This is a genomic window from Ensifer sp. ENS10, assembly GCF_014852025.1.
Lineage (GTDB): Bacteria > Pseudomonadota > Alphaproteobacteria > Rhizobiales > Rhizobiaceae > Ensifer.
Genome location: NZ_JACVAS010000001.1, coordinates 1,157,817 through 1,182,168, shown reverse-complemented (window position 1 = coordinate 1,182,168; position 24,352 = coordinate 1,157,817). Strand labels below are relative to the sequence as shown.

22 protein-coding genes are annotated in these 24,352 nt (G+C 62.1%); 12 read left to right on the top strand and 10 right to left on the bottom strand.

The genetic code is table 11. From position 1 onward, the window contains the following. Positions 1 to 1,494, bottom strand: a complete 1,494-nt coding sequence (locus IB265_RS05725; protein WP_110878165.1) for a leucyl aminopeptidase — start codon at positions 1,492 to 1,494, stop codon at positions 1 to 3. 415 nt (positions 1,495 to 1,909) lie between these two features. Between IB265_RS05725 and lptF the strand changes: the two genes are divergently transcribed. The 6 genes from lptF (at position 1,910) to rsmA (ending at position 9,501) form a co-directional block, all read left to right on the top strand. After that, complete coding sequence (gene lptF / locus IB265_RS05720; protein ID WP_057252901.1) at positions 1,910 to 3,079, top strand: LPS export ABC transporter permease LptF; 1,170 nt, start codon at positions 1,910 to 1,912, stop codon at positions 3,077 to 3,079. After that, entirely contained in the window at positions 3,076 to 4,155 is a 1,080-nt protein-coding gene (gene lptG, locus IB265_RS05715) for an LPS export ABC transporter permease LptG (protein WP_057252693.1), read from the top strand. Before lptF ends, lptG begins: the two co-directional genes overlap by 4 nt. Then, a complete protein-coding gene (locus tag IB265_RS05710; protein WP_057252695.1) occupies positions 4,155 to 6,506 on the top strand; it encodes an LPS-assembly protein LptD in 2,352 nt (783 codons plus the stop codon). The genes lptG and IB265_RS05710 overlap by 1 nt, the downstream gene beginning before the upstream one ends. Positions 6,507 to 6,693: 187 nt before the next feature. Beyond that, on the top strand, positions 6,694 to 7,632 hold the full coding sequence (locus tag IB265_RS05705; RefSeq protein ID WP_057252696.1) for a peptidylprolyl isomerase: 939 nt from the start codon (positions 6,694 to 6,696) through the stop codon (positions 7,630 to 7,632). A 13-nt stretch (positions 7,633 to 7,645) separates the two neighbouring features. Continuing rightward, the gene (gene pdxA, locus IB265_RS05700; RefSeq protein ID WP_057252698.1) at positions 7,646 to 8,674 is read left to right on the top strand and encodes a 4-hydroxythreonine-4-phosphate dehydrogenase PdxA; all 1,029 of its coding nucleotides are present in this window, start codon (positions 7,646 to 7,648) and stop codon (positions 8,672 to 8,674) included. After that, the gene (gene rsmA, locus IB265_RS05695) at positions 8,674 to 9,501 is read left to right on the top strand and encodes a 16S rRNA (adenine(1518)-N(6)/adenine(1519)-N(6))-dimethyltransferase RsmA (protein ID WP_057252700.1); all 828 of its coding nucleotides are present in this window, start codon (positions 8,674 to 8,676) and stop codon (positions 9,499 to 9,501) included. The genes pdxA and rsmA overlap by 1 nt, the downstream gene beginning before the upstream one ends. A gap of 93 nt (positions 9,502 to 9,594) precedes the next feature. Here rsmA and gmk read toward each other — a convergent pair whose 3' ends face one another. The 7 genes from gmk to fabD all read right to left on the bottom strand — a co-directional run bounded on the left by gmk (position 9,595) and on the right by fabD (position 16,774). Further along, on the bottom strand, positions 9,595 to 10,254 hold the full coding sequence (gene gmk / locus IB265_RS05690; protein ID WP_057252701.1) for a guanylate kinase: 660 nt from the start codon (positions 10,252 to 10,254) through the stop codon (positions 9,595 to 9,597). 3 nt (positions 10,255 to 10,257) lie between these two features. Then, the gene (locus tag IB265_RS05685) at positions 10,258 to 11,145 is read right to left on the bottom strand and encodes a YicC/YloC family endoribonuclease (protein ID WP_057252703.1); all 888 of its coding nucleotides are present in this window, start codon (positions 11,143 to 11,145) and stop codon (positions 10,258 to 10,260) included. Positions 11,146 to 11,244: 99 nt separating this feature from the next. After that, positions 11,245 to 12,450 (bottom strand): endolytic transglycosylase MltG, encoded by a 1,206-nt coding sequence (gene mltG / locus IB265_RS05680; RefSeq protein WP_057252704.1) that lies wholly within the window; start codon positions 12,448 to 12,450, stop codon positions 11,245 to 11,247. A 550-nt stretch (positions 12,451 to 13,000) separates the two neighbouring features. Further along, positions 13,001 to 14,266 (bottom strand): beta-ketoacyl-ACP synthase II, encoded by a 1,266-nt coding sequence (gene fabF / locus IB265_RS05675; protein ID WP_057252706.1) that lies wholly within the window; start codon positions 14,264 to 14,266, stop codon positions 13,001 to 13,003. Positions 14,267 to 14,482: 216 nt separating this feature from the next. Beyond that, on the bottom strand, positions 14,483 to 14,719 hold the full coding sequence (locus IB265_RS05670) for an acyl carrier protein (RefSeq protein WP_003531676.1): 237 nt from the start codon (positions 14,717 to 14,719) through the stop codon (positions 14,483 to 14,485). Positions 14,720 to 15,052: 333 nt separating this feature from the next. Beyond that, positions 15,053 to 15,790 (bottom strand): 3-oxoacyl-[acyl-carrier-protein] reductase, encoded by a 738-nt coding sequence (fabG, locus tag IB265_RS05665; protein WP_192494651.1) that lies wholly within the window; start codon positions 15,788 to 15,790, stop codon positions 15,053 to 15,055. Between the two features lie 39 nt (positions 15,791 to 15,829). Beyond that, a complete protein-coding gene (fabD, locus tag IB265_RS05660) occupies positions 15,830 to 16,774 on the bottom strand; it encodes an ACP S-malonyltransferase (RefSeq protein ID WP_057252709.1) in 945 nt (314 codons plus the stop codon). A 357-nt stretch (positions 16,775 to 17,131) separates the two neighbouring features. Between fabD and IB265_RS05655 the strand changes: the two genes are divergently transcribed. The 6 genes from IB265_RS05655 (at position 17,132) to rplI (ending at position 21,457) form a co-directional block, all read left to right on the top strand. Continuing rightward, positions 17,132 to 18,175: an aldo/keto reductase gene (locus IB265_RS05655; protein ID WP_192494650.1), complete on the top strand. Its 1,044-nt coding sequence runs from the start codon at positions 17,132 to 17,134 to the stop codon at positions 18,173 to 18,175. Between the two features lie 19 nt (positions 18,176 to 18,194). Further along, positions 18,195 to 18,707: a ClbS/DfsB family four-helix bundle protein gene (locus IB265_RS05650; protein WP_057252711.1), complete on the top strand. Its 513-nt coding sequence runs from the start codon at positions 18,195 to 18,197 to the stop codon at positions 18,705 to 18,707. A 274-nt stretch (positions 18,708 to 18,981) separates the two neighbouring features. Beyond that, the gene (gene rpsF / locus IB265_RS05645; RefSeq protein ID WP_057252714.1) at positions 18,982 to 19,428 is read left to right on the top strand and encodes a 30S ribosomal protein S6; all 447 of its coding nucleotides are present in this window, start codon (positions 18,982 to 18,984) and stop codon (positions 19,426 to 19,428) included. Between the two features lie 26 nt (positions 19,429 to 19,454). Continuing rightward, the gene (gene rpsR / locus IB265_RS05640; protein ID WP_025426448.1) at positions 19,455 to 19,703 is read left to right on the top strand and encodes a 30S ribosomal protein S18; all 249 of its coding nucleotides are present in this window, start codon (positions 19,455 to 19,457) and stop codon (positions 19,701 to 19,703) included. A gap of 191 nt (positions 19,704 to 19,894) precedes the next feature. Continuing rightward, on the top strand, positions 19,895 to 20,848 hold the full coding sequence (locus IB265_RS05635; protein ID WP_057252716.1) for a hypothetical protein: 954 nt from the start codon (positions 19,895 to 19,897) through the stop codon (positions 20,846 to 20,848). 33 nt (positions 20,849 to 20,881) lie between these two features. Next, on the top strand, positions 20,882 to 21,457 hold the full coding sequence (gene rplI, locus IB265_RS05630; RefSeq protein WP_057252717.1) for a 50S ribosomal protein L9: 576 nt from the start codon (positions 20,882 to 20,884) through the stop codon (positions 21,455 to 21,457). 102 nt (positions 21,458 to 21,559) lie between these two features. Here rplI and IB265_RS05625 read toward each other — a convergent pair whose 3' ends face one another. Then, positions 21,560 to 22,657: an HlyD family secretion protein gene (locus IB265_RS05625; RefSeq protein WP_057252719.1), complete on the bottom strand. Its 1,098-nt coding sequence runs from the start codon at positions 22,655 to 22,657 to the stop codon at positions 21,560 to 21,562. Between the two features lie 18 nt (positions 22,658 to 22,675). After that, positions 22,676 to 24,256: an MFS transporter gene (locus tag IB265_RS05620; protein WP_156414703.1), complete on the bottom strand. Its 1,581-nt coding sequence runs from the start codon at positions 24,254 to 24,256 to the stop codon at positions 22,676 to 22,678. Between the last annotated feature and the right edge of the window lie 96 nt (positions 24,257 to 24,352).

Genomic DNA, 24,352 nt, shown 5'->3' with positions numbered 1-24,352 from the left:
TCAGGATTCGTAGCTCGCCCGCACCAGTTCATCGAGCAGCCGGACGCCGAAGCCCGAGCCCCAGGACTGGTTGACCTCATCCGTCGGCGCGCCCATGGCGGTGCCGGCGATATCGAGATGCGCCCAGGGCGTGTCCTTGACGAAACGCTTCAGGAACTGCGCCGCCGTCACCGCGCCGCCGTGGCGGCCGCCGGTGTTCTTCATGTCGGCGAACTTGCTGTCGATCATCTTGTCGTATTCCTTGCCGAGCGGCATGCGCCACAGGCGTTCCTGCGTCGCCATGCCGGCGGCAAGGAGCTGCCCGGCCAGACGGTCGTCGTTGGAGAACAGGCCGGCGTGATGGGTCGCAAGCGCAACCATGATGGCGCCGGTCAGCGTCGCAAGGTCGATGATTGCCTGCGGCTTGAAGCGGTCGTTGCAATACCAGAGCGCATCGCAGAGCACGAGACGGCCTTCGGCGTCCGTGTTGATCACTTCGATCGTCTGGCCGGACATCGAGGTTACGATGTCGCCGGGGCGCTGGGCGCTGCCGTCGGGCATGTTTTCCACAAGGCCGATGATGCCGATGGCGTTGACCTTCGCTTCACGCGCGGCCAGCACATGCATGAGGCCGGTGACGGCGGCCGCACCGCCCATGTCGCCCTTCATTTCCTCCATGCCGGCGGCCGGCTTGATCGAGATGCCGCCGCTGTCGAAGACGACGCCCTTGCCGACAAACGCGAGCGGCCGTTCCTTGGCCTTGCCGCCCTTCCACTGCATGATCACGAGGCGCGGCGGTCGGGTAGACCCCTGGGCGACGCCGAGCAGCGCGCCCATGCCGAGCTTTTTCATTTCCTTTTCCGTGAGGATCTCGACCTCGACGCCGAGCTTCTCCAGTTCCTTCGCCTTGGCGGCAAACTCGACCGGCCCCAGTACGTTCGCCGGCTCGTTCACCAGGTCGCGCGCCAGGAACACGCCTTCAGCCACCGCCTCTGCTGTGCCGAAAGCCTTCTTCGCGGCAATGACGGTACCGGTGACGATCGTGACCTTGGTCGGCTTGCCGGAGGACTTGGCGTCGTCATCGGCCTTCTTGGTCTTGTAGCCGTCGAAGCTATAGGCGTTCATCTCCATGCCGAGTGCGAAATCTGCAGCCGCCCTGCCGGTCACGTCGACCCCAGGAGCGTCGACGAATACGGTCACCTTGTCGACTGAGCCGAGTTTCGCCGCAACGGCGCCGCCGGCCTTCAGCCAATCGTGATCCGAAAGCGCATCCGCCTCTCCAAGCCCAAACACAATGATTCGGTCAGCCGGCGAGCCATGCGGCGCAACGATATCGAGGCTGGAGAACACCTTTCCGGTGAACTTCTTCACCTTGGCTGCCTTTGTCACGACGTCTTCCGGATCGGCGACATCCGCGCCGGCCGCGGCTCCGCCGCCCGACGTCTTGAGGAGCACGGCAACGCCGCCGCTCGGCCGGTGGGACTTGGCAAAGGTGAACTCGAACTTCATCGGCATTGAAAAACTCCGGGATATTTCCTGTTTCGGTGCGCAGCCGGAGAATCGAAAGTAGCTTCCGAGAGCCGGGCGCCAGGGCAAGGTGATCTGGCCGCGACGCATCTGGATGACACGGCGAGGCTTATGGCGATCCGCCCTGTTACCGGGCGGTTACAGTGGAAAATATTCGCAACATTCGCCACCGTCAAAGCTGTGGCCGGCACCCTTCTCGCTTTTCAACCGCTTGGCAAGATGCCCCTGGATGTTTACATGCGGTTAACCGAGGTTCTTCGCCTTAAATTATCCCTGTTGCTTCACAGTTTGAGCGACACGAAATAGCGGGTAAGAACCGGGCTTCGGTTTGGACCCGGGCAATGCCCGGTCCGACGCCGCCGCCGGACAGAAACATGAGCAGGATTTTGGACCGGACACGGGCATGAAGCTGATCGAACGCTACATCTTCCGGCGTGCCTTGGTCATGTTCCTCGCGACACTCCTGCCATTGCTCGGCATTGTGTGGACAACGCAGGCGCTTGCCAACGTCAACCTGGTCACCGACAGCGGCCAGTCGGTTCTGGCCTTCGCCAAACTGGCAACCCTCATCCTGCCTTCGGTCATCCCGATCATCCTGCCCTTCGCACTGGTCATCGGCGTCACCCAGACCCTGACCACGATGAACACCGATTCGGAACTGACCGTGCTCAACGCCGCTGGCAGTTCGCGCATGGCCATCATCCGGCCGGTCATCTATCTGGCGGCGGCCCTGAGCGTCCTGTCCTTCGCGGTCGACAACTTCGTCGAGCCCTATTCGCGCGTTTCGGTACGCAAGATGCTGGCGACGGCCAACGCCGACCTTCTGTCGTCGGTCGTTCAGGAGAATTCGTTCCGCAAGGTTGCCGACGGGCTCTACGTTCAGGTCGGAGCGCGGCGCAGCGGCGGCGTGTTGCAGGGCATCTTCGTTGCCGATTCGCGCAATCCCGCCTTCGAGCTCGTCTATTACGCCCGCGAAGGCGCGGTGGATGAAAAGAGCTCCGCGCTGGTGATGAAGGACGGCGAGGTGCAACGCAAACTGCCCGACGGCAGCGTCTCGATCATCAAGTTCGATTCCTATGCCTTCGACCTCGCCGACATGACCAAGACCACGCGCGAGGCGACGATCCGGGCGAAGGACCGCGACCTGGCCGGGCTTCTCAATCCCGATCCGGACGATCAGGTCTACAAGAACAATCCGCTTGCCTTCACAGCCGAGATCAACCGCCGCCTGACGGAGTGGACCTTTCCGCTGCTCTTCGGCCTGATCGCACTGGTATTCAGCAGCGATGCGCGCTCTCACCGGGAAGCACGCGTCCATCCGATGGTGAGCGCGCTCGGAACGGCGCTGCTCATCCGCTGGATGACCTTCTATGCCGGCAACAGCGCCGAGGATTCCATCTGGTTCGTGCCGCTGATGTATATCGTGCCGCTCGCAGCCGGCGGGCTCTGCATTCACCAGCTGGTGAGCAACAAACGTCTGGATATCCCGATGACCGGGCAGGAAAAGCTGCAGGATCTCCTGGTTCGCCTGCGCCTGGTGCGGCGTGACGCCGAGGGAGGGCAGCCGTCATGATGGGCACGCTCGGACGCTATTTCTTCATCCGCTATGTGATCACCACTTTCTGGTTCCTCGTCGGTATCTTCTCGCTGATCTTCATCATCGACTTCAGCGAGCAGGCGAGCCGCCTGGCGAACCTGCCGCACTATTCGATCACCGGCGCTCTGCTGATGACCGCCCTCCGCATCCCGCTGATCCTGCAGCAGACGATTCCGTTTGTGGCACTGTTTTCGGCAATGGCCGCGCTGATCTCCCTCAACCGGCGCTACGAACTGGTCGTGACCCGCGCCGCCGGTATTTCCGTCTGGCAGTTCCTGCGCCCCTTCGTCCTTGGCGCCTTCCTCTTCGGCGTGCTCGCTGTCGTTGCGCTCAACCCACTGGCGGCCTGGGGAACGAAGCGTGGGGAGGCATTGCTGGCGGAATGGGGCGCCTCGCGATCCTCGGATTCCGGATCGATTCCGTGGCTGCGACAGATCTACAACGGTACCGATACAATCATCGGCGCGCGCTCGGTCCAGGACAATGGCACGACGCTCCTCAACGTCACCGTTATCCACTTCGATCCACAGGGAACGATCATTCTGAGACAGGATGCGACGTCCGCGAAACTCGAAGATGGTTACTGGCTTCTTAACGAAGTAACTGAAACGCGCAACGGGCAGCTGCCGCGGCGTTTGAAAACAGCACAACTCAGCACCAATCTGAAAGCCGAGTTTGTTCAGGAACGTCTTGCAAAGGCTGATTCCATTCAGTTTTTTGACCTTCCGGCAAAGATCGAGGTGGCTCGCTCCTTCGGTTTTTCAACCAATGGCATGGAAACCCAATTTCACTCGATGCTCTCGCTGCCGCTCCTTCTCGTCTCCATGACGCTGATAGCCGCCTGCGTGTCGCTCAAGTTTAGCCGGTTCAACCAATCTAGCTCCGTAATTCTCGGTGGCATCCTTTCAGGCTTCGTGCTTTATGTCGTCACCGTGCTTGTCAAAGCATTCGGGAGCAGCGGCATTGTGCCTCCTTTCGTTGCAGCCTGGTTGCCAGTTGTTGTAGCGATGGCGCTGGGCTCGACGATTCTTTTAAATCAGGAGGATGGCTAGTGGCGGTAGTGAACCGCAAACGCATGACGCTGATCAACGCTACCCTGCTTGCAGGCGTGGCGCTGCAGACACTTGCCATGGGAATGAGTGCGCCTGCGATGGCGCAGCAGACTTCGGACCGCCTCGATTCGCTGCGGCCGAACATGCCAGAAGACGTCAAGCTGCTTCTGTCCGCCAATGAGCTCGTCTACAACAAGGACGCCGAGAAGGTGATCGTGCGCGGCAACGTGCAGATCGACTACGGCGGCTATAAGATGGTGGCCCGTCAGGTCGAATACGACCAGAAGAATGGCCGCATCTATGCATCCGGGGAAATCCAGTTCATCGAGCCGGGCGGCAATGTCGTCTACGCCGACAAGATGGACGTCACCGACGATTTCGGCGACGGTTTCCTTGAGCAGATGCGCATCGAAACCACCGATTTGACCCGTCTTGCCGCCACGAGCGGTGAGCGCCGGAACGGTGAGGAGTTCATTCTGAACGAGGCTGTCTACACGGCCTGCACGCCCTGCTCGACCAAGCCGGAGCATCGCTCGCTGTGGCATATCAAGGCGCAACGCGTCGTTCAGAACGGTCGCACGCGGACGATTCGGCTTGAGAATGCCCGCTTCGAACTCTTCGGCAAGCCGATCGCCTATATCCCGGTGATGGAGCTGCCCGACCATACGGTCAAGCGCAAGAGCGGCTTCCTGTTCCCGACGTTCCGCTCGGCCCAGAAGCTCGGCGTCGGCGTCGGCGTCCCCTACTATTGGGCGATCTCGCCCTATATGGATGCAACGGCAACCGTGACGGGCCTGACCCGGCAGGGCTTCCTGCTGGAGGGCGAGTTCCGTCAGCGGTTCCACAACGGCTTCCATACGCTGAACGTTGCCGGCATCAGCCAGCTCGACAAGAGCAAGTTCACGCCGGGCACGGTCGACGCGATGAAGACCAATCGCGGCATGATCGCGTCGCGGGCTGAATTCGAGATCAATCCGCGCTGGACGTTCGGCTGGAACGTCCTCGTCCAGTCGGATGCCAACTTCGCCAAGACCTACGAACTGTCGAACTTCGATAACACGACCTATGTCAACCAGGCCTATCTGACCGGCCTCGGCAAGCGAAACTTCTTCGATCTGCGCGCCTTCTACTTCGACATTCAGGACGCGGACCCGAATAGCATCAATGAAAACCAGCAACCCGTTACGCAGGTCCTTGACTACTCCTACAAGGCGCCAAAGCCCGTGCTGGGCGGCGAGCTTTCGGCAACCGTCAACTTCACGAACGTCAAACGAAACCGGCTGGACCTCGAAACCGTCCCCGGTGTCGTCAATCGTTTCCGCGGCCTTGAGGGCACGACCCACCGCCTGACCGGCGAGCTTGAATGGAAGCGCATGTTCATCGCTCCCGGCGGTCTCGTCGTCACGCCGCTCCTTGCGGCGCGCGGCGATGCCCTCGGCCTCAACATGGACGCGCCGGGACCGCTCTACACCGGCGACTACGACACCAGCGACGCGGCGACGCGGCACATGTTGACCGCCGGTCTCGAAGCCCGTTACCCGATCCTGTTCGTCGGCGAAAACAGCAGCCATGTGCTTGAGCCGATCGCTCAGCTCTACGCACGCCCTGACGAACAGGACGCCGGTGGCCTGCCGAACGAAGACGCCCAGAGCTTTGTGTTCGATGCGACCAACCTTTTCGACCGCGACAAGTTCTCTGGCTTCGACCGGGTCGAAGGTGGTACGCGCGCCAACGTCGGCTTCCGCTATACCGGTACCTTCGACAGTGGCTACGGCCTGCGCAGCATCGTCGGCCAATCCTTCCATCTCGGAGGCCTGAACTCCTTCGCAACCGACGACCTGGTGAAGGCCGGCGCGAATTCCGGTCTGGAAACCAAGCGCTCGGACTATGTCGCGATGTTCGGCATCGACGCACCGTCCGGCCTGATGGCGAGCCTCTCGGGCCGCCTCGACGAAAAGGATCTGGCACTGCGCCGTGCCGATGCGACCGTCGGGTATCTCGGCACGACGTGGCAGGCGGCGATGACCTATACACGCATCGAAGCGCAGCCGCTTTATGGCTCGCAGGTGAACCAGGACGAAATCCAGACGGCGGCCGCCTACAAGTTCCATGACTACTGGTCGGTCTTTGGTGCCATCACTTACGACATCAACCAGGACGTCATCACGCGCAACGGCTTCGGCATCACCTACGACGATCAGGACACCCTGTTCTCGCTTGTCTACAAGCAGGAACGCGATACCGGCAGCACGCTGGCGAACGATTGGTCGATCGGCGCCAGAATCAGCTTCCGTACGCTCGGTGACGTGAATGTCGGCGACACCAAGTTCGAAGAGCTGGATTACTATTAAGATCATTGAAACGAGGGGGCGGAACGCGAAGTTCGCCCCCTCGCGCAATTTTGGGCTGCTCAAACGGTCTTGTCATCGTTTGGCCGCATGTATTATGCATTTCCTCCGACAAGATAAGGCAACGGCGCAAAGCCGGTAGGCGGACAAGGCCCGACGGCGGTGATCGTCCGGCAAACAGGAAAAGGTAATGGGCGGGAAAATGTCGATCTTGAGGACGCTTTCGGTATTGGCTGTGGCCGGAGCCCTGAGCATCGCGGCATGTGCCGGTGCGCAGGCTGCAAGCCAGGTCAAGGTAACGGTCAACAACACCGTGATCACCTCGGGCGATATTGCCAAGCGGGTTGCATTCCTGCGTCTTCAGCGCCAGAAGGGCGGCCCCGAGGAAGCGAAGAAGCAACTGGTGGACGAGGTCCTGAAGCGCGCCGAAATCGTTCGCATCGGACAATCCGTCAGCACGCAGGACGTCGATGCCGCCTATGCCCGTTTTGCTGCGGGCAACAAGCTTTCGGCGGAACAGCTCGGCAAGATCCTCGACCAGGCCGGTGTCGGCGCCGATCACTTCAAGCAATTCATCGCCGTACAGATGAGCTGGCCCCGCGCGGTCAACTTCCGCTATGGCAATTCGAGCCGCCTCCAGGGCGCCGATCTCGTCAAACGGATGATGGAAGGCGGCGGCAACAAGCCGGTGACCACCGAATACTTCCTGCAGCAGGTGATCTTCGTCATTCCCGAGAAGAAGCGCGGCGCCATCACGGCAAAGCGGCAGGCCGAGGCGAACGCCTCCCGTTCACAGTTCCCGGGCTGCGAGACGTCGAAGACCTTTGCCGCCAACTATCGCGACGTTTCGATCCGCAGTCTCGGCCGGATGCTTGCCCAGCAGCTGCCGGACGAGTGGAAGCCGTTGGTCGAGAAGGCCGGGGAGAACGGCACGACCGGAACCCGCGTGACCGAAAAGGGCGTCGAGTACCTGGCAATCTGCAAGAAGCGTGAAGTCAACGACGACACGGCCGCAGAAATCGTCTTCCGTGCCGAGGACATCGGCAAGAAGAAGGCCGGCGGGGAAGATCCGAACAGCGAAAAATACCTCGAGGAACTGCGCAAGAAAGCGCAGATCGTCAACAAGTAAGCACAACGGCAACATGCGCGAACCAACCGGCGGACCACTCGCCCTGACCATGGGCGACCCGGCCGGTATCGGGCCGGACATCAGCCTTTCGGCCTGGCTTGGCCGCCGCGAACACGCGACGGCACCCTTCCTGTTCATCGGGGATCCTTCGGTGCTTGCCGCGCGTGCGGCGACGCTTGGCTATTTGGTTCCCCTTCGGGAGACGGATTGTGCCGGCGCCATGTCCGCGTTCGATGCGGCGCTGCCGGTGCTGCCGCTTGCCTGCCCTCACCCGGTCACTGCAGGCGATCCCGACACTGCCAATGCCAGCGCCGTCATCGGCGCGATCGACACGGCAGTACGGCTCGTGACCGCCGGCGAAGCCTCCGCGGTCGTGACCAACCCGATCGCCAAGGCAGTCCTTTACGATGCCGGCTTCCGCTTTCCGGGCCATACCGAGTACCTGGCGGATCTCGCCGAGAAAGCAACGGGGCAACCTGTTCTGCCTGTCATGATGCTTGCCGGGCCGAAGCTGCGCGCCGTCCCCGTCACGATCCACATCCCGCTGAAGGATGTGCCGCACCAGCTGACGCCGGATCTCATCTATCGCACCTGCGTGATAACGGCGGCGGATCTGCGCAACCGCTTCGGGCTTGAGCGCCCGCGCCTCGCGATCGCCGGACTGAATCCACACGCCGGCGAAAACGGCGCGCTCGGCCTTGAGGATGACGCGATCATCCGCCCCGTCATCGACCGGCTGCGCGCTGAAGGCATCGATGCCGTGGGGCCGCTGCCCGCGGATACCATGTTCCACGATCGGGCGCGCGCGACCTACGACGTTGCGATCTGCATGTACCACGATCAGGCGCTGATCCCGGCAAAGGCGCTCGGCTTCGACGACAGCGTCAACGTCACGCTCGGCCTTCCCTTCATCCGCACATCGCCCGACCACGGTACTGCCTTCAGTCTGGCCGGCAAGGGCGTTGCCCGCGACGACAGCTTGAGAGCTGCGCTCGACCTTGCCGCAACGCTCGCGGCCAATATGCCAGGAGATACCCGCTGATGGCCGCGCTCGACGGTCTCCCCCCCTTGCGCGACGTGATCCAGCGCCACGGCCTCGACGCCAAGAAGGCGCTCGGCCAGAATTTCCTGCTCGACCTCAACCTGACACAGAAGATCGCGCGGACTGCCGGTTCGCTCGAAGGCGTGACGGTCATCGAGGTCGGCCCTGGTCCCGGTGGCCTGACGCGCGCCATCCTGGCTCTCGGCGCCAAGAAGGTCATCGCGATCGAACGCGACTCCCGCTGCCTGCCGGCGCTTGCCGAAATCGGCGCGCATTATCCCGGCCGGTTGCAGGTGATCGAAGGCGACGCCCTGAAGACGCGGTTCGAGACGCTTGCCGACGGCGGGCCGGTCAAGATCATCGCCAACCTGCCTTACAATGTCGGCACGCAATTGCTGGTCAACTGGCTGCTGCCCGAACGCTGGCCGCCTTTCTGGCAATCGCTGACGCTGATGTTCCAGCGTGAAGTGGGCCTCAGGATCGTCGCCGAGGCGGATGACGATCACTACGGGCGCCTCGGTGTGCTCTGCGGCTGGCGTACAGAGGCACGGATGGCCTTCGACGTGCCGCCGCAAGCTTTCACGCCGCCACCCAAGGTGACGTCATCGGTGGTCCATCTGGAGCCCGTGGAAAATCCGATCCCCTGCTCCGTTTCATCTCTGGAGAAGGTAACGCACGCTGCCTTCGGCCAACGCCGCAAAATGTTGCGGCAAAGCCTGAAGCCGCTTGGCGGCGAGGCCCTGTTGGCAAAGGTCGATATCGACCCGCAGCGACGGGCCGAGACGCTTTCGGTGGAAGAGTTCTGCCGGTTGGCAAACTGCCTCTAAGCGAGAGACCAATCGCGACCGGTCAGCCGCCAGTCGGGCGAGATATGGCGCGATTCGAAAATGGCTCCCGAAGGAGCCATTCTTTTGCAGTTGTCAGAACGGGTTCTCCGTCAGGAGCCCGTTGACGAAGTCAAACAGACCCGGGCGCCGGTCGCGGCGCAGACGCTCCGCCTCGACAATCGCCCGCACCGCAGAAAACGCGCGGTCGAGGTCGTCGTTGAGGACGATGTAGTCGTATTCCCGCCAGTGCTCGATCTCGGCGCGCGAATTGGCAAGCCGCGTGGCAATCACCTCTTCGCTGTCCTCCGCCCGGCGATGCAGGCGTGACTGCAGCTCGGCCATCGACGGCGGCAGAATGAAGATCGACACGACGTCGCCGGCCATCTTTTCCTGAAGCTGCTGAGCGCCCTGCCAATCGATGTCGAAGAGCATGTCGCGGCCGGCGGCCATCGCCGCTTCGACGGCGTCGCGCGGCGTTCCGTAGAAGTTGCCGTGCACCTCGGCCCATTCGAGCAGCGAGTCGGTTGCCCTGAGCGCCTCGAATTCACGGATCGTCTTGAAATGATAATGCCGTCCGTCGATTTCGCTCGGGCGGCGCTGGCGCGTCGTCACGCTGACGGAAATGCTCATCTCCGGATCAGCTTCCAGGAGGTTGCGCGCGATCGTCGATTTTCCAGCACCGGACGGCGAGGAAATGACGAGCATCAGCCCACGACGGGCAATCTTGATGGGCGAAGGGGTCGCCGGGGTCATGCTTTACTCCAGATTCTGGACCTGTTCGCGGAACTGGTCGATGACGACCTTGAGTTCGATGCCGGCGGCCGATACGGCGGCCGCATTCGACTTGGAACAGATCGTATTCGATTCTCGGTTAAATTCCTGTGCCAGGAAGTCGAGCTTGCGGCCAACCGGGCCGCCCTTCGACAGCAGATCGCGCGCCGCAACGATGTGCGAGCCGAGCCGGTCGATTTCTTCCCGAAGATCCGCCTTGGTGGCAAGCAGCGCCACTTCGGCGTAGAGGCGTTCCCGGTCGAGCGAGGAGCCATTGTCCATGACCAGGGCCACCTGCTGCGCGAGCCGATCGGCGATCGCCGCGGCGCTGCGCGATGGATCCGCCTCTACCGTCGCCGTGAGTGTCTCGATGCCTTCAACCTGCGCCAGCAGGATCTGACAGAGCGTGGCCCCCTCGTCTTCGCGCATGACGCGGAGATCGGAAAGCGCCAGCCTCAGTCCTTCGAGGATGTCCGTATCAAGCGCAGCGCGTTCCTCTTCACTTTCTTCCGGTTCGCGAAAATCGACAATGCCGCGGATGGAAAGCAACGTGTCGAACTTCAGCGGCGCCGGGTCGACGAGATCGCCGAGCTGTTCGCGCAAGTTCAAGACCGCCGTCAGCGCACCCTGATTGACCACCGCCTCGACGGTCGCTTCCGCGCCGCTGACGGAAAGTCCGATCTGGAGATTGCCGCGCGAAAAATAATCGGCCGCGAGCCTGCGCACTTCGGGCTCGAAGCGCTCGAGCCCCTGCGGCAGGCGTAACCTGAGATCAAGACCCTTGCCGTTGACGGAGCGCAGTTCCCAGGCCCAACGGCGGCGGCCACTGCTGCCTTCCCTCCGGGCAAAGCCGGTCATCGATTGGAGCGGCATCGTCACCTCCGTTGTGTTTCAGCAGAAGCAATAAGTCGACGGCGCGGCATCCCGCAAGGGATATCCGCGCCGTGATCTATCCGTCCACAATGCAGGCGTTTATTGCGGCTGCGCTGCTGTCGCTGCCGGTTCGGCCGTTCCAGCGTCGGCGGCCGCCTTTGCGGCTTCCGCAGCCTTCTCGGCTTCCACCTTGCGCCAACGCCTTACATTCGCGTTGTGTTCGTCCAGGGTCTCGGCAAAGACATGGCCGCCCGTACCGTCGGCCACGAAGTAGAGCTCCGGCGTGCGCGAAGGATTGGCGACCGCCTCCAGCGCCGCACGGCCCGGATTGGCGATCGGCGTCGGCGGCAGCCCCTTGATGATATAGGTGTTGTAGGGCGTCTGCTTGTCGATGTCGGACTTCAGGATCGGCCGGTCCGCCGGCTTTCCGTCACCGCCGAAAATGCCATAGATGATCGTCGGGTCGGACTGCAGCCGCATGCCCTTGTCGAGCCGGTTGATGAAGACGGAGGCGACCCGTGGCCGTTCGTCGGCGCGGCCGGTTTCCTTCTCCACGATCGAAGCCAACGTCACCAGCTCCTCGACCGTCGAGACCGGCAGGTTCGGATCACGCTTCTCCCAGATCTGATCGACCAGAACCTTATGGGCGGCAACCATCTGCTGAACGATCTCGCCGCGCTTGGTACCGCGTGTGAACTTGTAGGTGTCGGGCATCAGCGAACCTTCCGGCGGAAGCTCGGTCGGCAGATTGCCAACCAGGACCGGATCGTCGGAAAGCTTGTGGAACATTTGCTTGACGGTCAGGCCTTCGGGCAGAGAAACCGAATAGAGGATCGACTTGCCCGACTTCAGAAGCTGCATCACGTCCTGCATCGACGAGCCGGCCTTGATCTCGTATTCGCCGGCCTTCAGCGTCTCGTTGTCGAGATAGGCCTCCGAGACGAAACGGAAGACGCGCGCATCGGTGATGATGTTGCTGCGCTCGAGACCGCTGGCGATCTCGCTCATGCCGGCGCCGCCCCTGACGATGAAGTTCTGGTTTGCCTGCAGCGGACCCGGCTTCTCGTACTGATGCATGGCATAGTAGACCGTGCCGGCCGCAGCGAGTGCCGCAAAGACGATGATGGTCATCACGAAATTCAGGAAAATCACCACCTGGCTGCGCGCCTTGCGCGACCGCTTCGGGGGCTGTGGCACTTTTTCCGGGCGCAGTGCCTCGTTTGCCGATTTCGGAATGATCGGCCCGTTGCTCGCGTTTTCATTGCGGCCGAATTGCGCCGCGCCGTTATCGTTTGAGTCGCTCACGATTATCCCGAACCCGAAATTCGCAGCCTCATTCTCTATCCTGCCCCGGTGCGAATTTCGGACTGGACCATGGCAGGCTTAAGTCAATTTCATAAACGGCGCCGACCTGGCGGGCGGCATTCCGCAGTCTTCAACACAATAGACCTGCGGCGCGGTGCATTGGCACCCAAGAACCACAGAAATGTGTCGGTTCACCGTCCATTCAAGAGAACGCGACGGGGACCTGACACTTTACAGAACCGCACGTCTTATAGGACGCGTTAAGGTCGCTGTAACACTCTAAATGGCTGCCTGCTTCATCCTTAAACCGGACAGGAGACATGCAGTCGTTCGGAACGCGCCGCCTTCGGTTATCCCTGGGGCGAACGACATGTTCCCGGCAATAGCTAAATGGCAAACTGACAGATATGCCTTGCGCGAACATAGCGGTCGGCAACGCCGCCGCGATGGCGGCGCATCCTCCCAAAACATGCTTGTAGCGAGCAATGCGGCAAAAGCAGGATCATCGGACCGACTTGTTGGATCGATCCGATGATTGCCAGGGCCCCGATCAGGCGCCCGTGTAACGGCGCAGGACCAGAGAGGCGTTCGTGCCGCCGAAGCCGAAGGAGTTCGACAGCGCCACGTTGATCTCGCGCTTGCGCGCGACGTGCGGCACGAGGTCGATCTTGGTTTCCACAGACGGATTGTCGAGGTTGAGCGTCGGCGGCGCAATATTGTCGCGAATCGCGAGCACCGAAAAGATCGCTTCGACAGCACCGGCAGCGCCAAGCAGGTGACCGATCGCCGACTTGGTCGAGGACATGGAGATCTTCGACGCATGCTCGCCGACAAGGCGCTCGACGGCGCCAAGCTCGATCGTGTCCGCCATGGTGGAAGTGCCGTGGGCGTTGATGTAGTCGATGTCGGCCGCCGTCAGTCCGGCGCGCTTCAGCGCCATCTGCATGCAGCGATAGGCGCCGTCACCATCTTCCGACGGGGCGGTGATGTGGAAGGCATCGCCGGAAAGGCCGTAACCGACCACTTCCGCATAGATCTTGGCGCCACGCGCCTTGGCGTGCTCGAGCTCTTCGAGGATGACGACGCCGGCGCCCTCGCCCATGACGAAGCCGTCACGGTCGATATCGTAGGGGCGCGATGCCTTTTGCGGGTCGTCATTGTGCTGCGTCGACAACGCCTTGCAGGCTGCAAAGCCCGCGAGCGAAATGCGGCAGATCGGCGATTCCGCGCCGCCGGCGACCATGACGTCGGCATCGCCGAGCGCAATCAGCCGGCTGGCGTCGCCGATGGCATGCGCGCCGGTCGAACAAGCGGTGACAACCGAATGGTTCGGGCCACGCAGCTTGTGGCGGATCGACACCTGGCCGGAGGCAAGGTTGATGAGGCGGCCGGGAATGAAGAATGGCGAAATGCGGCGGGGGCCCTTGTCGCGCAGCGTATAGCCACCTTCGACGATGCCTTCGAGACCGCCGATACCCGAACCGATCAGCACGCCGGTCGCGATCTGGTCTTCGTCGGTCTCCGGCTTCCAGCCGGCGTCGGCAAGCGCCATGTCGGCGGCCGCCATCGCGTAGACGATGAACGGATCGACCTTGCGCTGCTCCTTCGGCTCCATCCAGTCGTCGGCGTTGAATGTTGCGTCGGTGCCGTCACCGAAGGGAATGCGGCAGGCGATCTTGGCAGGAAGGTCCTCGACCTCGAATTCGGTTACCTTGCGTGCAGCATTCTGCCCGGCAAGAAGGCGCGCCCACGTCGCCTCAGTTCCGCAACCCAAGGGAGATACCATGCCGGTACCGGTGATAACGACACGTCTCATAGTCCGCGACCCACCCTGACTTTTCAATTTCAGAGCCGGATCGGACCACGTGTAACGAACCCGATCCGGGCATCCATTTTAAGGTTCTCATTCACGATCAGAGGGAAAAGCGGAGAACGCTTGCTGATCGGCACCCGCGCTTGCGGGACAGCCCACTTCCCTGGGCTGAAACGGGCCGCTTTCGGCGGCCCGTCTGCGGCCGTAGCCGCTCAGATATTAGGCCTGAGCCTTTTCGATGAACTTGACGGCGTCGCCGACAGTCAGGATCGAGTCAGCAGCGTCGTCCGGGATTTCAACGCCGAATTCTTCTTCGAAAGCCATGACCAGTTCGACGGTGTCGAGCGAGTCCGCGCCGAGGTCATCGATGAAGCTTGCGCCTTCGCTGACCTTTTCGGCGTCGACGCCAAGATGATCAATAACAATTTTCTTTACGCGTTCTGCGATATCGCTCATGTCGGAGTTCCTCGACCTTCGTTTCTGTAGGCGCCTATTCCGGCACCGGTACTCTTATGTAAGCCTGATAGACCAAGACGGCCTACCCGGCAATCCATCCAACCGGAACTGCGGCAAACCCAGGGCAGCCAAGGCTGCCGGACACCTGGCGGGACCGGTCGACTGCTAACAGTCATGGCCCGATTAACACGGTTTAAGTCTGCCGCAAAGTCCGAAAATGCCTGACATTCGCTTGCTCAACATTGAATTTCAGGCATTTGGCAGGCGGTGTCCCGAGACGTTGAATATCACCCGTCGCACAATCTCGGCGGGCGGCACATCCCGGAAACCGGATCAGATCATGGCCATGCCGCCATTGACGTGAATCGTCTGGCCGGTGACGTAGCCAGCCTCGTTCGACGCGAGATAGACGACGGCCGACGCAATCTCCGCGCCGGTGCCCATGCGCTTCATCGGGATCGCGCCCATGATCGCGTCCTTCTGCTTGTCGTTGAGCTTGCCGGTCATCGCACTTTCGATGAAGCCCGGAGCAACGCAATTGACGGTGACGTTGCGCGTCGCGATCTCCTGAGCCAGCGACTTGGAGAAGCCAATTATGCCGGCCTTGGAGGCACAGTAGTTGGCCTGACCGGGATTGCCGGTGACACCGACGATCGAGGTGATGTTGACGATGCGGCCGAAACGGCGGCGCATCATCGGGTGGGTCAGCTCGCGCGTCAGGCGGAAGACGGCGGTCAGGTTCACCTCGAGAACGGCATCCCAGTCCTCGTCGCTCATGCGCACGAAGAGGCCATCCTTGGTGATGCCGGCGTTGTTGACGAGAATATCGACGCCGCCAAGCTCGGCCTCAGCCTTTTCGCCGAGCGCCTTGACTTCGGCGCGGTCGGAAAGGTTCGCCGGGAAGAGCTGCACGCGATCACCGAGTTCATTGGCGAGCGCTTCCAGCTTTTCGACGCGCGTGCCGTGCAGGCCGACGATCGCGCCCTGCGCGTGCAGCATGCGGGCGATTTCTTCGCCGATACCACCGGATGCACCGGTGACGAGAGCCTTGCGGCCGGAAAGATCGAACATCTGATTGATTCCTTGTAACTGGTGCGCTTGTTCGACGGCTTACGCGAGCAGTGCTGCAAGAGCCGTGTCGATATCGGCAGGCGTATTGACGGCGATACCGTTGACAGTCTTGTCGATCCGGCGGGCAAGCCCGGTCAGGACCTTGCCGGAACCGAGTTCATAAAGCGTCGTGACATTGTTGGCGGCAAACCATTCGACCGTCTCGCGCCAGCGGACCTGGCCGGTGACCTGCTCGACGAGCAATCGGGCGATTTCGTCGGCATCGCTGACCGGTGCGGCGAGCACGTTGGCGACCACGGGTACGACGGGATTGTGCTTCTCGACCTTGGCGAGAGCCTCGCGCATGGCGTCGGCGGCCGGCGCCATCAGGCTCGAATGGAAGGGTGCGGAGACCGGCAGCATCAATGCGCGCTTCGCTCCCTTTTCGGATGCCAATGCGGCAGCCTTCTCGACGGCAGACTTCTCTCCGGAAATGACCAGCTGGCCGCCGCCATTGTCGTTGGCGATCTGGCAGGAGCCGAGTGCCGAAGCCTCGCGGCAGACGGCTTCGACATCGGCATGCTCCAACCCGATGATCGCGGCCATCGCACCCTTGCCGACCGGTACGGCCGCCTGCATCGCGTTGCCGCGAATGCGCAAGAGACGCGCCGTGTCGGCGATCGAGAAGGTGCCGGCAGCACAGAGCGCCGAATATTCGCCCAGCGAATGGCCGGCGACAAAGGAGACCTTCGACTTGATGTCGAGTCCCCTGGCTTCGAGCACCCGGATGACGGCCATCGATACGGCCATCAGCGCCGGCTGCGCGTTCGCGGTCAGCGTCAGCGTTTCCTCGGGGCCGTTCCACATGATCTCGGACAGCTTCTCTCCGAGCGCCTCGTCAACCTCGACGAAGACGGCAGCGGCTTCCGGAAAAGCGTCCGCCAGATCCTTGCCCATGCCGACAGCCTGGCTGCCCTGGCCTGGAAACGTGAATGCAATGCTCATGGGATAGTCCCTTCCCTAGATCACTATGATTTTGGGTCGAATCGACACAAAATCATAGTGATCGGTTCTTATGAGTTAGAGCGGGACGCGGGCGGATAACCGCACACGCTTTTTCTTGCCCCGCTCTGGTTTCCTCTCCATTCACATTCCTGAACGGCGAGTCAAGCGCGCAAGGCCCGCCGAACCGAGCCGCAGCCGCCTTTTGCCCTTGATCTTCACCAATCAAGGCGTAAGTTTGCCGCCCGAAGTCGACCTGCCTTCAACACTCCCAAGGGCGAAGGCTATCACTCCATTTCCGGCGCGCGCACCCCTTGTCCCACGGGGCCGATGCACGTCTTTCACAAGGATCTCCATTCAATGCGTTACAACACGCTTGGCCGCACCGACATCAAGGTTTCGGAAATCTGCCTGGGCACCATGACATGGGGCTCGCAGAATTCCGTCGCCGAAGCGCATGAACAACTGGACCACGCCTTCGACAAGGGCGTGAATTTCATCGATACGGCAGAACTCTACCCGACGACGCCGCTCTCGTCCGAGACCTACGGCGATACCGAGCGCTTCATCGGCGAGTGGCTGGCAAAGCGCGGCCGCCGCGACGACGTCGTGCTCGCGACCAAGGTCGCCGGCCCCGGCCGGCCCTATATTCGCAATGGCGGTCCTACCACGCCGGAAGGCATCGAACAGGCAATCGACGCCAGCCTTCGACGTTTGAAGACCGACTACGTCGATCTCTACCAGATCCATTGGCCGAACCGCGGTCACTACCATTTCCGCAATGCCTGGTCCTACGACCCGGCCAAGCAGGACAAGGCGCATGTCGCCGGCGATCTCAGGGCGATCCTCGACAAGCTCGGCGATCTCGTGAAGGCCGGCAAGGTCCGCGCCATCGGTCTCTCCAACGAAACGGCCTGGGGAACGATGAAGTTCATCGACATGGCCGAACGTCACGGCCTGCCGCGGGTCGCCTCGGTCCAGAACGAATACAATCTGCTTTACCGCGCCTATGATCTCGACCTCTCCGAGCTATCGCATCACGAGGACGTGGGGCTGCTTGCCTATTCGCCGCTCGCAGCCGGGCTGCTCAGCGGTAAGTATTTGGACGGCGCCAAGCCGACGGGCTCCCGCCTCTCGATCAACGGCGACCTCGGCGGCCGCTTCACCCCGCACCAGGAGCCGGCGGTTGCCGGTTATGTGCAGCTTGCACGCGAGCACGGCCTCGATCCCGCTCAGATGGCAATCGCCGTCTGCCTGACGCGGCGGTTCATGGCGTCCGTCATCATCGGCGCGACATCGATGGAACAGCTGAAGACCAATCTTGGCGCCGTCGACCTCACCCTGTCGCAGGACGTCGTGAATGGCATTCGGCGGCTGCACCGTCTCTACCCCATGCCGATCTAAAGGCGAGAATCGATCGCCGATGGCCGTGCCTCAGACAAAAGCGGAGTTGCTCAAGGCGATCGACGTCCAGTTCGCCAAGCTGATGCGCGAACTGGAACAGGTCTCCGACGACCAATTTCGCGAGCCTTCGCTCGAAGGGCACGCCAAGGGCACCACGATGAGCGTCGGCGATCTCGTCGCCTACCTCATCGGCTGGGGCGAACTCGTCACCAAGTGGATCGACCGCGATCAGCGCGGCGAACCGGTCGACTTCCCCGAGACCGGATATAAATGGAACGAGCTCGGCAGGCTCGCACAGAAGTTCTATGCCGATTTCCGGGCTCTTTCGCCGACGGAGCTCATCGCCCGCCTGAGACGCAGCAAGGAAACGCTGGAAGCGCTGATCAAGGCGCGGGACGACCAGGCGCTCTACGGGAAACCGTGGTACGGCAAATGGACGCTTGGTCGCATGATTCAGTTCAACACATCCTCTCCCTACGCCAATGCCTCAGGGCGTTTGCGCAAGTGGAAGAAGGTCAAAGCGCTGGCCTAGATATCTAAAAGATGCGCCAAGCCTTGCCTTCCGTGGAAAAATGCGTATAAGCGCGCTGTTCGAAATGCCCGGTCTTCTGGCTGGTGGCTGAACGGAGGGCCGGCTTCCTCGAGGGGAGCCGTTAGGATTGCAAGTCTTTCCGGCCTCCCGTGTCTCCGCTCTCGACCGTCTCGATACAACACTTTCTTGCCGGCTGCCTGTCAGCCACTAAGAACAGTCGTTGAGGCTTAGCCGCCGAGGTCCGGGCTGATTAACGCAAGAAAGGCAAGCCACAATGGCTCTTTATGAACACGTATTCCTGGCCCGCCAGGACATCACGCCGCAGCAGGTCGACGGTCTCGTCGAGCAGTACAAGGGCGTGCTCGAAGCAAACGGCGGCAAGGTCGGTCGCGTCGAGAACTGGGGCCTGAAGTCCCTCACCTACCGCATCAAGAAGAACCGCAAGGCTCACTACGTTCTCATGGACATCGACGCTCCGGCAGCGGCTGTTCACGAAATCGAGCGTCAGATGCGCATCAACGAAGACGTTCTGCGCTACATGACGATCGCCGTTGAGAAGCACGAAGAAGGCCCGTCTGCCATGATGCAGAAGCGCGACCGCGACGATCGTCCGCGCCGCGATGGCGACCGTCCGGAGCGCAGCTTCGGCGACCGTGGTCCGCGTCCGGACCGTGGCGACCGCGAAGACCGCCCGCGTCGTCCGCGCGAAGACCGCGCGTAATCAAGAAGCTTTAGGAGATAAAGACAATGGCTGAAGTTTCTTCCGCTCCGGTTCGTCGCCCGTTCCACCGTCGCCGCAAGACCTGCCCCTTCTCGGGCGCAAACGCTCCGCGGATCGACTACAAGGACATCCGTCTGCTGCAGCGCTACATTTCCGAGCGCGGCAAGATCGTTCCTTCCCGCATCACGGCCGTTTCCCAGAAGAAGCAGCGCGAGCTCGCCCAGGCGATCAAGCGTGCACGCTTCCTCGGCCTGCTGCCCTACGTCGTTTCCTAAGAGCGGCTGACTCTCCGTTGGTCATCTGACTCGACGGAAATTGACTCCAGGGAGAGGCGCTCCCCTTAGGTGAGCGCCTCTTTCTCTCCCTTCCGCGGTGGGCGCGGATCGGAACAGGTGCGACAGCACCAAAATCCCATGCTGGGGCCGGGCTCTGCCATCCCCTAACTGCACGAAGCAGGACAGCGAACGTGACGAACGTGAACAGGACATCGCTGCTGACCGGCGTTCTCGCCGGCTTTACCGCCGCCCTCTTGTCGATGGGCGCGAACACGCAGTCGTCTCTTGCGATCGTCCTCTATGCCGCCTCCGCACTCCCGATCCTGATTGCCGGCCTTGGCTGGGGCAATGCAGCGGCGATCACCGCGATCGTCAGCGCAGGTGCCACCGCTGCCGCGCTCATCTCGCCCTATTTCGCGCTGCTGATCCTCGTCGTCACGCTGATCCCGGCCGGTTGGCTCAGCCACCTCGCCAATCTTGCCCGTCCGGCCTCCGAACTCGGTGGCCCCGACGAAGCGCTCGCCTGGTATCCGCTCTCCGATATTCTCAGCCACCTCGCGGGTCTCGTGACGGTCGGCATGATCATCGTCGGCTTCATCGTCGGCTATGGCGCCGACATCTCCGACCGCATGGTCGATATCGTCATCCAGGCGGTGAAGGCGCAGGACCCGGGCTACAATCCGGACGTCACTGCCGTTGCCCAGATCAAGTCGCTCTTCACACTCGCTTTGCCGCTCGTCCAGGGTGCGATCTGGGTGCTGATGCTCTTTACCGCCTATTATGTCGCGACCCGCATCGTGCAGATGTCGGGCCGGTCGCTGCGCCCGCGCGAGGATATCCCCTCGACGCTGCGCATGCACCGCAACGCGATCTTCATCTTCCTCGGCGGCCTGGTCCTCACCTTCCTCGGCGGCGCGCCGGCAACGATCGGCGCGCTGATCTGCGGAACCTTCGGCGCAGGCTTTCTGCTCGCCGGCTTCGCCTCCTTCCATTTCCGCACGCGTGGCAAGTCCTGGCGGCTTCCCGTGCTGTGGATCGCATACCTGTCGGTGCTCGTGTTCACGATCCCGGCATTCTTCTTCCTCCTGTCCGGCCTGATCGATACGCGACGCACCATCGCGGTCACGCCGGTTGGAAAAAACTGACCAACGAATTGGAACACTGAAAGGAAAACCAACATGCAAGTCATTCTTCTCGAACGTATCGCCAAGCTCGGCCAGATGGGCGAAACCGTAAAGGTCCGCGACGGCTTTGCTCGCAACTACCTGCTGCCGCTCGGCAAGGCGCTGCGCGCCAACGCCGCCAACAAGGCCCGTTTCGAAGCTGAGCGTTCGACGCTCGAAGCCCGCAACCTCGAGCGCAAGTCGGAAGCCCAGTCGGTTGCCGAAAAGCTCGACGGCAAGACCTTCGTCATCGTCCGCTCCGCTGGCGAAACCGGCCAGCTCTACGGTTCGGTTGCTGCTCGCGACATCATCGAAGTGCTCGCTGCCGAAGGCTTCAACGTCGGCCGCAACCAGGTCGACCTCAACCACCCGATCAAGTCGATCGGCCTGCACAAGGTCACGCTGCACCTGCACTCGGAAGTCGAGATCTCGGTTGAAGTCAACGTTGCCCGTTCGGCTGAAGAAGCCGAGCGCCAGTCCAAGGGCGAAAGCCTGACCTCGGCCGACGCCATCTACGGCGTTGACGAAGACGCTCTGAAGCCGGAAGACTTCTTCAACCCGGAAGCCGAATTCGAAGGCGAAGAAGAATAAGCCTTAGCGGCCATCCCATATACGAAAGCCCGGATCATCGATCCGGGCTTTTTTATTGGCCCCAGGGGGTAGAACTAAAATCGCAAGACGCAAGGCGGCAGATTACCCATGCGCAGCGACGGGCACGGCGTCGCTGGTCACCTGATCCGCCGCAGTCCGCGCCGGCGCGTCCTTGTCGACGCGCACGACGACCGAGAGACCGGGCGAGAGCATCTCAGCCAGCGGCTGACCGGGATCGACCACGATCCGCACGCCGACGCGCTGAGCCACCTTGGTGAAGTTGCCTGTGGCGTTGTCCGCGCGGATCACGCTGAATTCCGAACCGGCTGCCGGCGAGAAGCGCTCGATGTGTCCCGTAAGTTCGCTCTTCTGCAGGGCGTCGACCGCAATGGCGACGGGCTGGCCAGCCTTCATGCCGTCGAGTTGCGTCTCCTTGAAATTGGCGACGACCCACACTTCGTTCGGCACCAGCGCGAGCAGTTGTGATCCCGCCGTCACATATTGACCGATCCGAGCGCCGATCTCGCCCAGCCTGCCGTCACGCGGCGCAACGATGCGGGTATTTTCGAGATCGATACGCGCCAGTTCGACGGCCGCCTCGGCACCGGTCACGGCAGCTTCCAATCCGGCGCGCGCGCCAAGCGTGGTCGCCAATGCCTGCTTCGACACTTCCAGCCCGGCCTCAGCCTGGCTCACAGCCGCGTCCGCCTGTTCGAAGCCGGCACGCGCCTGATCGGCATCGCTGCGCGTCGACACGCCCTTTTCGGCAAGCGGGCGAATGCGATCCCAGGTGGCGCGCGCCCGATTGAAGGCCGCCTTGGCGCTATCGAGCTGCGCTTCGCTGGCGGCGATACCGGCCTTGGCCGACAGTTCCTGCTGATGGGAGTTGGCGAGCGCCGCCTTCTGCCCGGCAAGCGTCGCTTCGGCCTGCGCCAGCTTCTGGGCGTAGATGCGATCGTCGATCTTCACCAGCAACTGCCCGGCCTTGACCGCCTCGTAGTCGTGCACGGGAACATCGGCGACATAGCCCGAAAGCTGCGGGCTCATGATTGTCACGTAGCCGCGCACATAGGCATTCTCCGTCATCTCCACGGAGCTGTGGAACGGTGGCAGCCGCCAGGCATAGAGCACGAGGGTCACGCCGGCGATGCCGGCGAGAAGCACAATGATGGTGGTCGGGGAACGTAGGAACTTCAGCATGGTCTTCAACTCGATTAATCAGGCGGCCGGCGCCGGCGCGGGGCCGGTCAGCCGCTGCGTGAGCCAATTGTAGGACATGTGCAGGAGCAGGCCGGCGAGCGCGACAAGCGAGATCACGGCGGCAAGCAGGAATGCGTCGTTGTAGGCAAGGATGTAGGCTTCGCGGGTGACCTGCTGCGACAGGAGCACGGTGCCCTCGCCACCCAGCAAGGTCTTGTCGCCCATCACTTTGCTATAGGCGGCGGAGAGCTGGTTGACGCGCTGGGCAACCAACGGGTTCGACAAGACGATCTGTTCGGAGAGAATGTTGGAGTGGAATTTTTCACGGATCGTTACGAAGGTGCCGAAGGCTGCGGAGCCGATCAGGCTGCCGATGCTCTGGGTGAAGAGGAAGATCACGATGAAGCTCAGGATATAGCTCGGCCCCTTCGCAAGCGCCGCCTTGAAGCCGCGCGCCATGGCCGGCGGCAGGAAGAGCGCAGTGCCCGAGGCAATCATCGCCTGGCTCAGATACATCTGCTCGGGCCGTGTCAGGCTCGTCGCCTGGCTGTCCATGTAGGCGCCGGTCGCCATCAGGCCGAGCGCCAGGACGTGCACACTCTCTGCATGCTGCGGGTTCATCAGCACGGCACAGAGCAGGCCGCCGGCTATCGCCGCGGCAAGGATGATCCAATACAGCGTCGCGACCTGTTCGAATTGGAGGCCGAGCTGTTGATAGAAATTCGTCGCGATCGTGGACTGCTCGGAGGCAACCAGGCGGAAGACGAGCAGAACGGCAGCAAGGTGCACGATCTCCTTCGAGGCGATCCAGCGTATGTCGATCAACGGCACCTTGCGATGGAGTTCAATCAGCACCACGGTCGTCAGTGTTGCGATTGAAACGACCAGAAGGACGCCGAGCCAGGGTGCCTCGAACCACCAGTAGAGACGCCCCATGGTCAACACGATGGCCAGGCAGCCGAAGGCAACGGCAACGAGCAGATAGCTCAGGATATCCATGCGCTGGATGACCTTGGCATGCGGCACCGGCGTCAGAGGCAGCAGATAGATGATCGGCAGCGCGATCAGTGCCAACGCCATTTCGAGCGTGTAGAGCGCATGCCACTGGCCGTATTCGATCAGGGTCGGCGAGATGAGACGGGTAATCGGCGCGGAGATCGTCGTGCAGGTGAGCGCCAGTGCCAGACCGACCGTCAGCTTGCGCGCCGGCGGAAAGGCTTCGAGCATGTAGAGAAAGCCGAGCGTCGACATCGGCGCAGCAGCAATGCCGCTGATGAAGCGGACGACGATGGCCGAATGCAGGTCGGAAACGAAGACGTTCATCAGCGATACGATGACGAAGCCGACGATGCTGATTTCGGCAAAGCGGCGCAGCCCGTATTGAGCGCGAATCTTCACCAGCGCGATCGACAGGCTGACATTGGGCGCCATGTAGGCCGCCGACAGCCAGCCGGCCTCGACCGAGGTCGCCGAGAGCGAACCCTGGATCTGCGTCAGATTGGCAAGCGCCAGGTTCATGCCCAGGCCCTGCGTCAGGAACAGGAGAACCGAACCGACGACATAGACCGCCGATAGTGCCAGGCTTTTGTCGACCGGCATTGGGGCGGGCGCCGGGACCGGCGCAGCAGGCGAAATTTCCTCCTGGTCGTCGCCGGCCGCGCCCGTCTCCAGCGGAGCGGCGTTGCGATTGTCGTT

What these genes read in the sequence shown, in the direction of transcription:
- IB265_RS05725 (WP_110878165.1), bottom strand. Translation starts at nt 1,494, where the DNA reads ATGCCGATGAAGTTCGAGTTCACCTTTGCCAAGTCCCACCGGCCGAGC.
- fabD (WP_057252709.1), bottom strand. Translation starts at nt 16,774, where the DNA reads ATGAGCATTGCATTCACGTTTCCAGGCCAGGGCAGCCAGGCTGTCGGC.
- IB265_RS05625 (WP_057252719.1), bottom strand. Translation starts at nt 22,657, where the DNA reads ATGCTGAAGTTCCTACGTTCCCCGACCACCATCATTGTGCTTCTCGCC.
- rsmA (WP_057252700.1), top strand. Translation starts at nt 8,674, where the DNA reads ATGGCCGCGCTCGACGGTCTCCCCCCCTTGCGCGACGTGATCCAGCGC.
- fabG (WP_192494651.1), bottom strand. Translation starts at nt 15,790, where the DNA reads ATGTTCGATCTTTCCGGCCGCAAGGCTCTCGTCACCGGTGCATCCGGT.
- lptF (WP_057252901.1), top strand. Translation starts at nt 1,910, where the DNA reads ATGAAGCTGATCGAACGCTACATCTTCCGGCGTGCCTTGGTCATGTTC.
- IB265_RS05620 (WP_156414703.1), bottom strand. Translation starts at nt 24,256, where the DNA reads ATGCCGGTCGACAAAAGCCTGGCACTATCGGCGGTCTATGTCGTCGGT.
- rplI (WP_057252717.1), top strand. Translation starts at nt 20,882, where the DNA reads ATGCAAGTCATTCTTCTCGAACGTATCGCCAAGCTCGGCCAGATGGGC.
- gmk (WP_057252701.1), bottom strand. Translation starts at nt 10,254, where the DNA reads ATGACCCCGGCGACCCCTTCGCCCATCAAGATTGCCCGTCGTGGGCTG.
- fabF (WP_057252706.1), bottom strand. Translation starts at nt 14,266, where the DNA reads ATGAGACGTGTCGTTATCACCGGTACCGGCATGGTATCTCCCTTGGGT.
- rpsF (WP_057252714.1), top strand. Translation starts at nt 18,982, where the DNA reads ATGGCTCTTTATGAACACGTATTCCTGGCCCGCCAGGACATCACGCCG.
- rpsR (WP_025426448.1), top strand. Translation starts at nt 19,455, where the DNA reads ATGGCTGAAGTTTCTTCCGCTCCGGTTCGTCGCCCGTTCCACCGTCGC.
- IB265_RS05670 (WP_003531676.1), bottom strand. Translation starts at nt 14,719, where the DNA reads ATGAGCGATATCGCAGAACGCGTAAAGAAAATTGTTATTGATCATCTT.
- IB265_RS05650 (WP_057252711.1), top strand. Translation starts at nt 18,195, where the DNA reads ATGGCCGTGCCTCAGACAAAAGCGGAGTTGCTCAAGGCGATCGACGTC.
- lptG (WP_057252693.1), top strand. Translation starts at nt 3,076, where the DNA reads ATGATGGGCACGCTCGGACGCTATTTCTTCATCCGCTATGTGATCACC.
- IB265_RS05655 (WP_192494650.1), top strand. Translation starts at nt 17,132, where the DNA reads ATGCGTTACAACACGCTTGGCCGCACCGACATCAAGGTTTCGGAAATC.
- IB265_RS05685 (WP_057252703.1), bottom strand. Translation starts at nt 11,145, where the DNA reads ATGCCGCTCCAATCGATGACCGGCTTTGCCCGGAGGGAAGGCAGCAGT.
- IB265_RS05705 (WP_057252696.1), top strand. Translation starts at nt 6,694, where the DNA reads ATGGGCGGGAAAATGTCGATCTTGAGGACGCTTTCGGTATTGGCTGTG.
- pdxA (WP_057252698.1), top strand. Translation starts at nt 7,646, where the DNA reads ATGCGCGAACCAACCGGCGGACCACTCGCCCTGACCATGGGCGACCCG.